Source organism: Curtobacterium sp. MCBD17_032 (assembly GCF_003234855.1).
Taxonomy (GTDB): domain Bacteria; phylum Actinomycetota; class Actinomycetes; order Actinomycetales; family Microbacteriaceae; genus Curtobacterium.
The window spans coordinates 110332-123740 of record NZ_QKTO01000003.1; the positions used below are offsets into that span (position 1 = coordinate 110332).

General features: G+C 70.6%; 14 protein-coding genes. All 14 read right to left on the reverse strand.

From position 1 onward, the window contains the following. Positions 1-21: 21 nt before the first annotated feature. Positions 22-852 carry a purine-nucleoside phosphorylase gene (locus tag DEI91_RS05965; protein WP_111051421.1) on the reverse strand — a complete coding sequence of 277 codons (831 nt, stop codon included), beginning with the start codon at positions 850-852 and terminating at the stop codon, positions 22-24. Between the two features lie 24 nt (positions 853-876). After that, positions 877-1149 (reverse strand): PTS sugar transporter subunit IIB, encoded by a 273-nt coding sequence (locus DEI91_RS05970; RefSeq protein ID WP_111051422.1) that lies wholly within the window; start codon positions 1147-1149, stop codon positions 877-879. Continuing rightward, positions 1146-1595: a PTS sugar transporter subunit IIA gene (locus tag DEI91_RS05975; RefSeq protein WP_111051423.1), complete on the reverse strand. Its 450-nt coding sequence runs from the start codon at positions 1593-1595 to the stop codon at positions 1146-1148. The genes DEI91_RS05970 and DEI91_RS05975 overlap by 4 nt, the downstream gene beginning before the upstream one ends. A gap of 4 nt (positions 1596-1599) precedes the next feature. Beyond that, positions 1600-2712: an adenosine deaminase gene (locus DEI91_RS05980; protein WP_111051424.1), complete on the reverse strand. Its 1113-nt coding sequence runs from the start codon at positions 2710-2712 to the stop codon at positions 1600-1602. Positions 2713-2866: 154 nt separating this feature from the next. Beyond that, on the reverse strand, positions 2867-4153 hold the full coding sequence (locus DEI91_RS05985) for a thymidine phosphorylase (protein WP_111051425.1): 1287 nt from the start codon (positions 4151-4153) through the stop codon (positions 2867-2869). Between the two features lie 2 nt (positions 4154-4155). Continuing rightward, positions 4156-4584 (reverse strand): cytidine deaminase, encoded by a 429-nt coding sequence (locus tag DEI91_RS05990; protein ID WP_258374339.1) that lies wholly within the window; start codon positions 4582-4584, stop codon positions 4156-4158. A 127-nt stretch (positions 4585-4711) separates the two neighbouring features. After that, entirely contained in the window at positions 4712-6001 is a 1290-nt protein-coding gene (locus DEI91_RS05995; RefSeq protein WP_111051427.1) for an ABC transporter permease, read from the reverse strand. Continuing rightward, positions 5998-7398 (reverse strand): ABC transporter permease, encoded by a 1401-nt coding sequence (locus tag DEI91_RS06000; RefSeq protein ID WP_375537669.1) that lies wholly within the window; start codon positions 7396-7398, stop codon positions 5998-6000. The genes DEI91_RS05995 and DEI91_RS06000 overlap by 4 nt, the downstream gene beginning before the upstream one ends. After that, complete coding sequence (locus tag DEI91_RS06005) at positions 7395-8915, reverse strand: ABC transporter ATP-binding protein (RefSeq protein WP_111051428.1); 1521 nt, start codon at positions 8913-8915, stop codon at positions 7395-7397. The genes DEI91_RS06000 and DEI91_RS06005 overlap by 4 nt, the downstream gene beginning before the upstream one ends. A 92-nt stretch (positions 8916-9007) precedes the next feature. Continuing rightward, on the reverse strand, positions 9008-10081 hold the full coding sequence (locus DEI91_RS06010; RefSeq protein WP_111051429.1) for a BMP family protein: 1074 nt from the start codon (positions 10079-10081) through the stop codon (positions 9008-9010). 272 nt (positions 10082-10353) lie between these two features. After that, positions 10354-10734: a hypothetical protein gene (locus tag DEI91_RS06015; RefSeq protein ID WP_111051430.1), complete on the reverse strand. Its 381-nt coding sequence runs from the start codon at positions 10732-10734 to the stop codon at positions 10354-10356. 207 nt (positions 10735-10941) lie between these two features. After that, positions 10942-11355, reverse strand: coding sequence for a hypothetical protein (locus DEI91_RS15920; protein WP_146244223.1), 414 nt, complete (start codon positions 11353-11355; stop codon positions 10942-10944). Positions 11356-11480: 125 nt separating this feature from the next. Next, positions 11481-11693, reverse strand: coding sequence for a hypothetical protein (locus DEI91_RS06020; protein WP_111051431.1), 213 nt, complete (start codon positions 11691-11693; stop codon positions 11481-11483). Between the two features lie 441 nt (positions 11694-12134). Further along, positions 12135-13250 carry a mannose-1-phosphate guanylyltransferase gene (locus DEI91_RS06025; RefSeq protein WP_111051432.1) on the reverse strand — a complete coding sequence of 372 codons (1116 nt, stop codon included), beginning with the start codon at positions 13248-13250 and terminating at the stop codon, positions 12135-12137. Positions 13251-13409 lie beyond the last annotated feature (159 nt).

Here is a 13409-nt window from a genome sequence, read left to right on the forward strand (position 1 = left end):
CGCTCGGACCGTCGTGCCGGCTCACAGCGCGGCCACCACGCGGGCGAGCAGGTCCGCGATGACGGGCTCGGCCTGCTTGCCCGCCTCGAGCACCTCGGTGTGCGACAGCGGGGTGGTCTGGATGCCCGCGGCGAGGTTCGTGATGAGCGAGAACCCGAGGACCTCCATGCCCGCCTGTCGAGCGGCGATGGCCTCGAGCGCGGTGGACATGCCGACGATGTGCCCGCCGATCGCCTTGGCCATCTGCACCTCGGCCGGCGTCTCGTAGTGCGGGCCGCGGAACTGGGTGTAGACGCCTTCGTCGAGGGTCGGGTCGATCGACTTCGCCACCTCGCGCAGGCGCGCCGAGTAGAGGTCGGTCAGGTCGATGAACGTGGCGCCCTCGAGCGGGCTGTCCGCGGTGAGGTTGATGTGGTCGCTGATGAGCACCGGCGTCCCGGGCGTCCAGGTCTCCTTGATGCCACCGGCGCCGTTCGTCAGCACCATGATCGACGCGCCCGTGGCCGCAGCGGTGCGGACGCTGTGCACGACGCGACGGACGCCGTGGCCCTCGTAGTAGTGCGTCCGGGCGCCGATGACGAGCGCGTGGCGGCCGTCGGCGAGCCGGATCGAGCGGACCGTCCCGGAGTGTCCGGGCACCGCCGAGGCGCTGAAGCCCGGCACGTCCGCCGCGGGGATCTCGGACACGGTCTCGCCGAGGAGGTCGGCGGCCTTCCCCCAGCCGGAGCCGAGCGTCAGGGCAACGTCGTGCCGCTCGATGCCGGACCGCGACGCGATGACGGCTGCGGCGTCGCGGGCCACGTCGAAGGGGTCGACGGCGGGGTCGTTCAGGGGGTTGTCGGTGCTGACCATGCGCCGATCGTACCGGCCCGGCCCCTACCCCAGCGCCTTCTCGACCGCCGCCGTGATCTCGCTCTGGTCGAAGTGGTTCCGGATCACGATGACCTCGGCGTAGGTCGTCCCGATCGTCTCGACGAACTCCTGGCTCGTGAGGATGACGTTCGCGTCGTCCGCCACCTGCCGCACGGAGGCGACGTCCGCGGCCACCACCTCCGCCGCCAGTCCGAGCGCGTCGAGCGCCTTCTCGGCGTTCACCTTGAGGATGGCGCTCGCGCCGATGCCGGCTCCGCAGATGGTCACGATCTTCATGCCGTCGTCACTCCCATGATGGCCCGGACCTCGTCGGCCGTGGTGGCGGCGGCGAGGCGCCCGGTGACCGAGGCGTCGTTGAACAGGTTGGCGATCGCGCCGATCGACTCGAGGTGCGTGCCGACCTCGGCGACGGCGAGCCCGAGCACGACCGACACCGGGTCGTTGTGCGGGTGCCCGAACGTCACGGGCGACGCCAGGGTGACGACCGCCAGGCCGTCCCGCAGCACGCTCGCACCCGGCCGGGCGTGCGCGAACGCGAGCCCGGGCGAGATGACGATGTACGGCCCGTGCTCCTCGACCATGGCGGTCATGGCATCGGTGTACGCCGGGGTGGTCGCGCCCGAGGCGACGAGGGCACCGCCGACCGCGCCCAGGGCGTCCCGCCACGAGGACGCGGACGCCCCGAGCACGACGGCCGGGTCCGGCAGCGGCGGCAGCCCCATCGGATCAGGCCTCCGCGTACCCGGCGGTGATCGCGGCGATGATCTCCTCGCGGTCCTCGAGCGACAGGAACGACCCGAGTGCAGCGTTGATCTGGAACGCGGCGAGGTCGTCGAGGTCGTAGCCGAACGTGGCGGCGAGCAGGGCGAGCTCCTTGGACAGCGAGGTGTTGCTCATCAGCCGGTTGTCGGTGTTCACCGTGACCCGGAAGCCGAGCTGGTACAGCACGTCGAACGGGTGGTCGGCGAGGTCGTCGCCCCAGGCCGCGATCGCCCCGGTCTGCAGGTTCGACTGCGGCGCCACCTCGAGCGGGATCTCGCGGTCGCGGACCCAGGACGCGACCTCGCCGAGGGTGGCGAGCATCGACCCGTCGCCGCCGTCGGTGAGGGTGACGTCCTCGAACACCCGCACACCGTGGCCGAGGCGGAGGGCTCGGCCGTCGATGAGCGCGGACCGGATCGACGCGAGTCCGTCGGCCTCGCCCGCGTGCACCGTGACGGGGAAGAGCTCGGAGGCCAGGTACTCGAACGCCGCGCGGTGGTTCGACGCCGGGAACCCGGCCTCGGCCCCGGCGATGTCGAAGCCGACGACCCCACGGTCGCGGTGGCGGACGGCGAGTTCGGCGATCTCCATCGCGCGGTCGGCGTGCCGCATCGCGGTGACGAGCTGGCCGACGCGGATCGACCCACCGGCGGCGTCGACGGCTTCCTCGATGCCGGCCTGCACGGCCTCCACGGTCTCGTCCAGGGTCAGCCCGCGCTGCAGGTGCTGCTCCGGCGCCCAGCGGATCTCGCCGTAGACGACGCCGTCCGCGACGAGGTCCTCGACGAACTCGCGGGCGACCCGGGTGAGACCGGCGGCCGTCTGCATGACGGCGGTCGTGACGTCGAAGGTCTTCAGGTACTCGACCAGCGACCCGGAGTTCGACTGGTCTGCGAACCAGGTGGCGAGCTCGGTCGGGTCGGTGGTCGGCAGGTCGACCCCGTCGGCGGCCGCCAGCTCGATGATGGTCGCGGGACGGAGTCCGCCGTCCAGGTGGTCGTGCAGCGAGACCTTGGGCAGGTCGTTGATGACCGCTCCGGCGTCGGGCAGGCGGTAGGTCGTGGCGGCGTCGCTCATGCGTCCCAGGCTACCGGTCGCGACCGCGCCACCGCAGTGTCGGACGGACCAGACCGTGGACGACGCGACACTGCGTCCCCACGGTGGACGAGACGGACGGGAGGCCCGCCACGGCACGTGTGGCGGGCCTCCCGTCCGTCTGCTGGTCGCGTCGCTACTGGATGCGCTCGCGCACGATCGGTCCGCGCTGCGGCGCGGCGTCCCCGATCGACCAGGCACCGTCGAGCGACTCGAGGGCACGCTCGAACCGGGCGGGCTCGTCGGTGTGCAGCGTCCACAGCGGCTGCCCGGCCGTGACGGTGTCGCCCGGCTTGACGTGCAGTTCGATGCCGGCGCCCGCCTGCACCGGGTCCTGGGCACGGGCACGACCGGCGCCGAGGCGCCAGGCCGCGATGCCGAAGGGCAGGGCCTCCTGGGTGGTGAGGACGCCGGACTCGGTCGCGGTGACCACGTGCGACTCGGCTGCGACGGGCAGCGAGGCCGATGCGTCGCCGCCCTGGGCCTCGATCATCCGGCGCCAGGTGTCCATCGCTCGACCGTCCGCCAGCGCTGCCGCCGGGTCGGCGTCCGGCTGCCCGGCCAGACGCAGCATCTCGGACGCCAGCGCGACCGTGAGCTCGACCACGTCGGCGGGTCCGCCGCCGGCGAGGACCTCGACGGACTCGCGCACCTCGAGGGCGTTGCCGATGGTCAGCCCGAGCGGGACCTCCATGTCGGTGAGGAGCGCCGAGGTCGCGACGCCGGCGTCCGTGCCGAGGTCGACCATCGTCTGTGCGAGGAGCTTCGACTGCTCGAAGTCGGCCATGAAGGCGCCGGAGCCGAACTTCACGTCGAGGACGAGCGCCGCGGTGCCCTCGGCGATCTTCTTCGACATGATGCTCGACGCGATGAGCGGGATGCACTCGACCGTGCCGGTGATGTCCCGCAGGGCGTAGAGCTTCTTGTCGGCCGGGGCCAGGCCCGACCCGGCGGCGCAGATGACCGCGCCGACCTGGTCGAGGATCTCCGTCATCCGCTCGTTCGAGATCGCGGCCTGCCAGCCCGGGATCGACTCGAGCTTGTCGAGGGTGCCGCCCGTGTGCCCGAGGCCGCGCCCGGACAGCTGCGGCACCGCGACGCCGAACGTCGCGACGAGGGGCGCGAGCGGCAGCGTGATCTTGTCGCCGACGCCCCCGGTGGAGTGCTTGTCGACCGTGGTCTTGCCGAGCGAGCCGAACGACATCCGCTCGCCCGACGCGATCATCGCGAGGGTGAGGTCCTTGATCTCCCGACGCTCCATGCCGTTGAGGAAGACCGCCATCGCGAACGCGGCCATCTGCTCGTCCCCGACGTAGCCGCGCGTGTAGGCGTCCACCAACCAGTCGATCTCCGGCGTGGAGAGGGCGCCGTGCGAGCGCTTCGTGCGGATGAGGTCGACGGTGTCGAAGGGCTCGACTGCCATGGTCAGTGCTCCTGCTGGTAGGTGACGAGGGTCCGGGGGCCGAAGGCGTCCGGCAGGACCTCGTCGATGGTGCGGATGCCCGAGACGGTCTCGAGGAGCATGCCCTCGGCCGAGTGTTCGAACAGCAGTTGGCGGCAGCGGCCGCACGGCATGAGGGTCGCCCCGTCGCCGTCCACGCAGGTGAACGCGACGAGCTTGCCGCCGCCGGTCATGAAGAGCTGCGACACGAGCGAGCACTCGGCGCACAGGGTGACCCCGTACGACGCGTTCTCGACGTTGCACCCGGACACGATCCGGCCGTCGTCGGTGAGCGCCGCGGCGCCCACCGGGAACGACGAGTACGGCACGTAGGCGCGGCCCATCGCGGTCGTGGCGGCCTCGCGGAGCGCGTCCCAGTCGACCTCAGCGTCCGACGCGGTGCGGCCGTCGATCGGAGCCTCCGGGTCGGCCGGGAGGGTCGTGGCCGGGTCCGTCCAGGCCGGCTCGCCGGTCACGGGGTCGGTCGCTCCGCCGTCGTGTCCCGCAGCGTTCGTGTCGGTCATGTGCCGTGCCTCCCGGCTAGTTCTTGATGTACGGCTTGCCGGCGGCCGCCGGTCCCCGCGACTGCCCGACCAGGCCGGCGACCGCGAAGATGGTGACGACGTAGGGCAGCATGAGCAGGAACTCACTCGGCACCGGCGAGTTGATCGCACCGAGCGTGTTCTGCAGGTTCGACGCGAAGCCGAACAGCAGCGCCGCGAGCGTCGCCTTGATCGGGTCCCACCGCCCGAAGATGACCGCGGCCAGGGCGATGTAGCCCGCCCCGTCCGTCATGTCCTTCGTGAACGGCCCGACCGCGTCGAGCGTGAAGTACGCACCACCCAGACCGGCGATCGCACCGGCGAGCGAGACGTTCCAGAACCGCGTGCCGGTGACGTTGATGCCGACGGTGTCCGCCGCTTCCGGGTGCTCGCCGACCGCGCGGAGGCGCAGGCCCCAGCGGGTCTTGAAGAGTGCGAAGGTCACGACGGCGACCGCGATGTACGCCAGGTACACGATGACGGTCTGCTCGAACAGCACCGGGCCGATGACCGGGATCTGGTGCAGGACCGGGATCTCGAAGCGCGGGAAGGTGACGCCGACGTTCAGGCGCTCCTCGTCCGGGGACAGCACCTGCGAGTACAGGAAGCCGGTGAGCCCGGAGATGAACGCGTTGATGACGACCCCGACGATGACCTGGTCGACGAGGTACTTGATGCTGAACGCCGCGAGGACGAACGACACGAGCACACCCGCGACGAGGGCGCCGACCAGACCGACCCAGGCCGACCCCGTCAGCGACGCGATGAGCGCCGAGGTGAAGGCGCCGGCGAGGAACTGGCCCTCGATCGCGATGTTCACGACACCGACACGCTCCGAGATGACGCCGCCGAGCGCACCGAACACGAGCGGGACGCTCAGGCCGATCGCGCCGACGAGCAGGCCGGGCAGCGGGATCGTCTTGTCCGCGGCCGCCCAGGTCAGGAACCCGATGACGAAGACGACGGCGAAGACGCTCGTCAGCCACAGCGGGACGGGCCGGTAGCGGCCCACCAAGACGAACGAGACCGCGGTGAGGAGCGACAGGACCAGGACGACGACGACGCCGGTCCCGAGCGCGGGCAGGCCGACGTCCGGCAGCTGCACGAAGTCGCCGGCGTTCGCGAGCCGGAACGTGGTGGTGCCACCTCGGCCGACGCCGAGGAACAGCACGGCGGCGAGCACCGAGAAGACGACGAAGGCGATCGGTGCCTTCCAGCTCCTCGTGGTCTCGACGGCGCGGTCCGGGACGGGCGTCGCCGGGACGGCGGTGGGGCTGAGGGTGCTCACGCGGCGACCGCCTTCCGCTTGGTGTTCTGCGTGGTGCGACGACGCGCGCCCGGCTGCGGGATGCGGAAGATCGCGCGGACGAGCGGCGGGGCCGCGATGAACAGGACGATGAGGGCCTGGATGACGTCGACGATGTCGATCGGGATGCCGCCAGCGGCCTGCATCGCGTAGCCGCCGTTCTTCAGCACGCCGAACAGGATCGCCGCCCAAAAGGTGCCCCAGGGCTTCGAGCGCCCGAGGAGCGCGACCGTGATGGCGTCGAAGCCGATGCCGGCGTCGATGCCCGAGGTGAACCCGGTGGTCACCGCTCCCTCGACCTGGTAGGCACCGGCGATGCCGATGAGCCCACCCGAGATCACGAGCACCCAGACCGTCAGGCTCGGCACGCTCATGCCGGCCACGCGGGCGGCTCGCGGGTTCTCGCCGATGGTCCGGAAGCGGAAGCCGAGCGAGGACTTGTTCAGCAGCCACCAGACGGCGATCACCGCGAGGACCGCGACGATGAAGCCGACGTTGATGCCGAAGCGCGGCCCGAACAGCGCCGGGAGCAGCGCGCTGTCCTTCGTCGCCGGGGAGATCGGGTTCGGGCTCCCGCCGGCCTGCAGCAGCCCGGGCGTCCGGAGCATGAAGGAGAGCAGGTAGAGGGCGACGTAGTTGAGCATGATCGTCAGGACGACCTCGTTGGCCCCGGTCCGGGCCTTGAGGACGCCGACGAGACCCGCCCAGACCGCACCGCCGACGATGCCGGCGAGGATCGTCAGCGGGATGTGCACCGCTGCCGGCAGATCGAACGAGAAGCCGACCCAGCCCGCTGCCGCGGCGGCGATGAGCACCTGCCCCTGGCCGCCGATGTTGAACAGCCCCGCGCGGAACGCCACGGCGACGCCGAGTCCGGCGACGACGAGCGGCACCGCGTAGTCGACGGACCGGGTGATCGGCGTGATCGCACTCGCGAACGACGGCGCGCCGAAGTTGACGACGGACCCCTGGAACAGCGACGAGTACGAGCCACCGACCGCGGTGCCGATGGCGCGGAGCATGTCGGTCGGTCGGGCGAAGAAGTACCCGGCCGCGGCCTGGACGTCCTTGTCGGTGAGGGCGATGAGGACACCGCTCGCCACGAGGGCGAGGACCACCGCGAGCACCGTGGTGAGGACGGAGCCGTTCACGATGCTGCGCATCGCGTCGCTCCATCGGCCGTCGCCGCCATCGCGGCGCTCGCTGTCCGCAGCGGAGTCGGTCATCAGGTGCGGCGGGCCGGCCACCTCCTGCAGGCGGTCGTCCACCGCGGGTGCGGCGGCGGACCCGGCCGGGAGGCCCGTGGTCGCGTCGACGGGGGGCGTGCTGCGGTCCGACGGCGGGGTGACGCCGCCGTGCTCCGGCGTGGTGTCGCTCACGCGGCGAGCTCCGTTCCTGCGGGCAGTTCGCCCGCCATCATGAGTCCGAGGACGTCGCGGGGTGTGGACGCCGGGACGATGCCGACGATCGTGCCGCGGTACATCACGGCGATCCGGTCGGCGAGCGCGACGACCTCGTCGAGCTCGGTGGAGACGACGATCACCGGGACGCCGCTGTCGCGGGTCTCGACGATGCGCTTGTGCACGAACTCGATCGACCCGACGTCGATGCCGCGCGTGGGCTGTGCGGCGACGAAGAGCCGCAGGGGCCGGCTCAGTTCGCGGGCGAGGACGATCTTCTGCTGGTTGCCGCCCGAGAGCCGCCCGGCCGCCGTGGTGCGTCCGGGCGTGCGGATGTCGAACTCGGCGATCTTCTCGTCGGCGAACGTGTCCCGCTCGGCGGCGCGGATGGTGCCGGCGCGGACGAACTCGGCGGCGTCGGCACGGTCGAGCATGAGGTTCTCGGCGATGGTGAACTCGCCGACCAGCCCGTCCTCCTTGCGGTCCTCGGGCACGAACCCGACGCCCGCGTCGAGGATCTGCTTGACGCTGCGGCCGGTGACCTCGCGCCCGTCGAGCGTGATGCGGCCGGAGCGGACGGGCTCGAGGCCCATGATCGCCTCGGTGAGCTCGGTCTGCCCGTTGCCCTGCACGCCGGCGATGGCGAGCACCTCACCGCGCCGGACCGTGAAGGAAACGTCATCGACGAGCACGATGCCGTCCGCGTCGGTGACCGTCAGGTCCTCGACGACGAGCGCGGCCTCCCCCGGGGCGGCCGGGGCCTTGTCCACGACGAGTTCGACGCTGCGGCCGACCATGAGCGCCGCGAGCTCGCTGTTCGACGCCGTCGGGGACGCCTCGCCGACGACCTTGCCGAGGCGGATGACGGTGATGCGGTCGGCGACCTCGCGGACCTCACGGAGCTTGTGCGTGATGAAGACGATGGCGGTGCCGGCTTCGCGGAGCTGGCGCATGATGCCCATCAGCTCGTCGGTCTCCTGCGGGGTGAGGACGGCCGTCGGCTCGTCGAACACCAGGACCGAGGCGTCACGGGACAGCGCCTTGATGATCTCGACGCGCTGCTGCACACCGACCGGCAGGTCGCCGACCCGTGCGTCGGGGTCGACGTCGAACCCGAACCGGGCGGAGATCTCCCGCACGCGCTTCCGGGCGCCGGCGAGGTCGAGTCGCCCGCCGAACGACGTCTCCTCCTGCCCGAGCATGACGTTCTCGGCCACGGTGAAGACCGGCACGAGCATGAAGTGCTGGTGCACCATGCCGATGCCGGAGCGCATGGCGTCGCCGGGCCCGTCGAAGTGCTGGACGACGTCGTCGAGCAGGATCTCGCCCTCGTCGGCCTGGTACATGCCGTAGAGGACGTTCATGAGGGTCGACTTGCCCGCACCGTTCTCGCCGAGGAGACAGTGCACCTCGCCCGGTTCGACGGTGATCGAGATGTGGTCGTTGGCGACCAGGGTGCCGAACCGCTTCGTGATGCCGCGGAGTTCGAGCTTCATGTCGGTGAGTCTATTTCTGTCTCGGGTGCGCGACGGTTCCGTGCGCGCGAGAACGCGGGCGGAGGAGTGATCCCCCGCCCGCGTTCGACGGACTACTTGACGGTGGCCTCGGTCTCGACCTCGATCGAGCCGTCGATGATGCCGGCCGTGATCTCGTCGAGCTCACCCTGCAGACCCGAGTCGACCTTGGACTCGTAGTCGTGGAACGGCGCGATGCCGACGCCGTCGTTCTCGAGCGTGCCGACGTACGGGGTCTTCGCGAAGTCGCCCTTGGCGGCCTGCTCGACGACGTCCTTGACGGCGGGCTTCATGCCCTTCTCGATCGAGGTGAAGGCGATGTCCTTGTAGCGGGGGTCGGCCTCGTACAGGTCGCTGTCCGCGCCGATCAGGACGGAGCCGTTGTCGGCGTCCTTGATGGCCTCGGCGGCGCTCTGGTAGATCGGGCCACCGACGGGCAGGATCACGTCGGCGTCCTGGTCGAGCAGCGACTGCGCGACCGACTTCGCCTGCGTGCCGGCCTCGAAGCCACCGGTGAAGGAGCCCTTCTGGCTCGCGACGTCCCAGCCGACGACCTTGACGTCCTTCTTCTTCTGCTCGTTGTAGTACTCGACGCCGTCCGCGAAGCCGTCCATGAAGATGGTGACGGTCGGGATCTGCATGCCGCCGAAGGTGCCGACGACGCCGGACTTCGAGTAGGACGCGGCCGCGTAGCCGGCCAGGAAGGCGGCCTGCGAGGTGTCGAAGGTGATCGGCTTGACGTTCTCCGCGTCGATCGAGTTGTCGTCGATGATCGCGAAGTCGGTGTCCGGGTTCGCCGCGGCCTGCTTCTTCGTCGAGGCGGCGAGGTTGAACCCGACCGTGACGACGAGGTTGCAGTTCTGGCTGACGAGCTGCTGGATGTTCGAGTCGTAGACGGTGGCGTCCTTGGACTCGGCCTTCTTGTACTGGGCGCCGAGGTCGTCGGCAGCCGACACCATGCCCTCGTAGCCGAGCTGGTTGAACGACTTGTCGTCGAACCCACCGGCGTCGGACACCATGCAGGGCAGGAAGTCGGACTTCTTGGACGAGGTGGACTCGGACGGGGCGGACGCACAGCCGGCGAGCACGGCGACGGTGCCGACGAGCGCGAGGCCGCTCATGGCGATGCGACGGGAACGAGATGACACGGGGGGTTCCTCCGGGGAGATCGGGAGTCGGCCCGGAGTCACTGCGCACCGGGCGATCGTGAGGACAGTACACGACCGGCCGGGCGGTGCAGGACCCCTCTGGACGCCCTCCCGCATCGGTTACGTGATCGCGACCGCGCTGTAACGCGCCGGAAACGCTGCGCGTAGGGCGTGGCCCCAGTTCGAGGGGTTTCGTGATGGAGCGCTACAGACGGGCTGCGGCCTGGAGGATCGCGCACGCATGCCACACACCCGCCGGTCCGCGAGATGGTTCAGGAGCTGTCGTCCGCGTTGCCGGGGAAGCAGAGCGACGCGCTCTGGATGACATAGAGACCCGGTGCGACGGAGAAGCTGATGGCCCCCGTGCGATCGCCACCCCGGCCGATGACCGTCGGCTCCGTCTTCGTTCCCAAGCGTTCGAGGGCCATCCCCCTGGCCCTCCAACGCGCCTCGAGCTCGGCCACGTCCGCCGAGACGTCACCGGTTTGCGCGCGCGTGAGGAAGTACGTCCACTTCGCTCCGATGTCCCCGTCGGGCAGTTCGCAGGCTTCGGCGTAGTCCGGCCCGGACCGGACTCGCCAATTCCCACCGAGGCTCTCCGTCGCGTCCTCCACGACGTCGACCATCAGTTGCTGCGCGCTCTCGGGATCCACCGCAGGCGTCCTTCCTGGTCCAGCGGACTCCGCTCGCTGTTGAGCGCACGCTGTGGTCACACCGAGCACCAAGATCACCAGCCCGACCGCGGCGCGACGTCGCAGTGGCGAGTCTGTCGTCATCGGTCTCCACTCCCGTGGTCCTCGGTTCCCGGCCGTCGCTGGTCGCGTTCCGTCATCGGTACGGGGCCGATCGGCGTGCGCTCCTCAGGCGAAGGTTCCACCAGCGTGCTCTCGTGGTGACTGGAGCGCGTCAGGATCACCGGGGGAACAACGTGACAGCGCCTGGACGCCGTACTGGTCGTCCGTCACGGTCGAACTGATCGAATCCGTCACGGCGCTTCCCCGACCGACGACAGTCGGATGTGCCGCAGATCCCTGGCGTTCGATCGTCATCCCTTGCTTCCGCCATCGCGACTCGACCTCGGCCAGGTCAGCAGGGACATCACCCACCGACGGCCGGGTCCTCAGATCCACCCACTGCGCTCCTGGTCGACCATCCGGGAGCACGCAGGCGTCGGCGGAGTCCGGACCTGTTCCTTGCTCCCAGGCGCCACCCAACTGCCCTGTGATGTCGTCCACAGCATCGGTCATCTGCTGCTTCGCGGTTTCCGGGGCCACGCGAGGAGTCCTCTCTGAGGGGTTGGGTGGTGCAGGCTGTTGCGCGCAGCCCGCGAACAGCAAGCTGAGCGCCAGAAGCGTCGCGGTCCCGGCAGCCCCGCGGCGGATGTGCGAGTTCAGGCACGTCAGCTCCGGCCTCCCTGATCCGCAAACCCGCACAGGGCTTCGTCGCGCTCGGTCATCGGGATCGGGTCGGATGCGGTGAGGTCTTCGTCATGACCCGTGGTTGCGGCGCCGACGTTGCGGAGGGTCTCCGTGTTCCGGTCGAGGTACCCCGAACCGTCGGCATCCAGCGGGTCGTGATGCAGGACCGGTCGCGGTTCGGTCCCGTCGGGCACCTGACCACCGTTCGCTCCGAAGGTCGTCGCACCGAATGCTGGCTTCGACGGATCGACACGATGCCCGAGCCTGCGTTGCGCCCACCGGTGGCCAGCTGGTCACCGTTCCCGACCTCGGCAGGGAGCACGTTCCGTGCTTGTCCGCCGTAGACCTCGCCGGCGTGCAGGTCGTCGGCCGAGGTGACCGAGTCGGGCAGCCCGGCAGATGCCAGGGCGATGAAGCGGCCGACGTGGATGTCGTACCGGGAGAGTGCATCCCCCGCGGTCGTGGTTCCGTAGGAATCCCCCGGGTCGTACTCGATGTCCGCCATGCTCGCTCCCCCGCTCGCAGTTCCCCCGAGACGACGACACCGCCGCTCCCCCGTCCGGTCGCCCCGACCCGCGTCCGGTCGCCCCGACCCGCGTCCGGTCGCCCCGACCCGGGCCATCGCACCCCGCTCGTCAGAGCACGTCGTCCCGCCCGCTGATCTTCAGCGCGTCCACCACGCCCTTGACCCGCTGCGCGTTCGCACTCGTGGTCACGAGCAACGCGTCCGGGGTGTCGACGACGACGATGTCCTCGACGCCGATCAGCGAGATGAGCCGGTTGCTCTGCGACACGACGATGCCGCTCGCGGAGTCGGCCAGGATACGGGCGTTGTCGCCGAGCACCGCGAGGTTGTTCTTCCGCCCGCCCGACTGGAGCTTGGCGAGCGAGGCGAAGTCGCCGACGTCGTCCCAGTCGAAGTCCCCCGGCACGACCGCCATACGCCCTGCCGCGGCTGCGGGCTCCGCGACGGTGTAGTCGATCGCGATCTTCTTCAGCCCTGGCCAGATCCGGTCGACGACGACACCGCGGGCCGGGGTGTCCCAGGCGGCCGCGAGTTCCTCGATGCCCGCCAGCAGCTCCGGCTCGGTGCGTCCGATCTCGGCGAGCAGCACGTCGGCACGGGCGATGAACATGCCGGCGTTCCACAGGTACGACCCGTTCGCCAGGTACTCCTCGGCGGTCTGCAGGTCCGGCTTCTCGACGAAGGACCGGACGGCGTGCGCGGTCGGTGCACCGTCGGCGCCGAGGGCGTCGTCGGCGGCGTGGATGTACCCGAAGCCGATCGCGGGCTCGGAGGGCGTGATGCCGATCGTGGTGATGTACCCGGCCCGGGCGGCTGCGACGGCCTCGCGCACGGACCGGCGGAACCCGCGGGCGTCACCGATGACGTGGTCGGCGGCGAAGGAGCCGATCACGACGTCCGGCTCCCGACGGTGCAGGATCGCCGCGGCGAGGCCGATCGCCGCGGTGGAGTCCTTCGGTTCGCTCTCCAGCACGACGTTGTGGTCCGGGACGCCGGGGAGTTGCGACTCGACGGCGGCGCGGTGTGCGCGTCCGGTGACGACCATGATCCGGTCCGGTCCCGCGAGCGGCGCCAGGCGGTCCCAGGTCTGTCGCAGCAGCGAGGAACCGGAACCGGTCAGGTCGTGCAGGAACTTGGGGGCGTCGGCGCGCGAGAGCGGCCACAGGCGGGAGCCGATGCCGCCGGCCGGGATGATCGCGTAGAAGTCGTCGAGTGCGTCCGTCACGCGCCCACCGTACCGGCGGCCCGGGGAAGCAGCTGCGTGCGACCTGGACGTGTCGTGGACGGCTGCCCGGGGCGACGCACGGTCTGTTCACCCCTCGCGTGCGCCGCGTTCACGTCGCACCCCCCGCTCGTCCACGCGCCGCCCGGAACATGGGCCGTG

Excerpts from the sequence above, each read along its gene's own strand:
- DEI91_RS05965 (WP_111051421.1), bottom strand. The coding sequence starts at position 852 with ATGGTCAGCACCGACAACCCCCTGAACGACCCCGCCGTCGACCCCTTC.
- DEI91_RS05970 (WP_111051422.1), bottom strand. The coding sequence starts at position 1,149 with ATGAAGATCGTGACCATCTGCGGAGCCGGCATCGGCGCGAGCGCCATC.
- DEI91_RS05975 (WP_111051423.1), bottom strand. The coding sequence starts at position 1,595 with ATGGGGCTGCCGCCGCTGCCGGACCCGGCCGTCGTGCTCGGGGCGTCC.
- DEI91_RS05980 (WP_111051424.1), bottom strand. The coding sequence starts at position 2,712 with ATGAGCGACGCCGCCACGACCTACCGCCTGCCCGACGCCGGAGCGGTC.
- DEI91_RS05985 (WP_111051425.1), bottom strand. The coding sequence starts at position 4,153 with ATGGCAGTCGAGCCCTTCGACACCGTCGACCTCATCCGCACGAAGCGC.
- DEI91_RS06005 (WP_111051428.1), bottom strand. The coding sequence starts at position 8,915 with ATGAAGCTCGAACTCCGCGGCATCACGAAGCGGTTCGGCACCCTGGTC.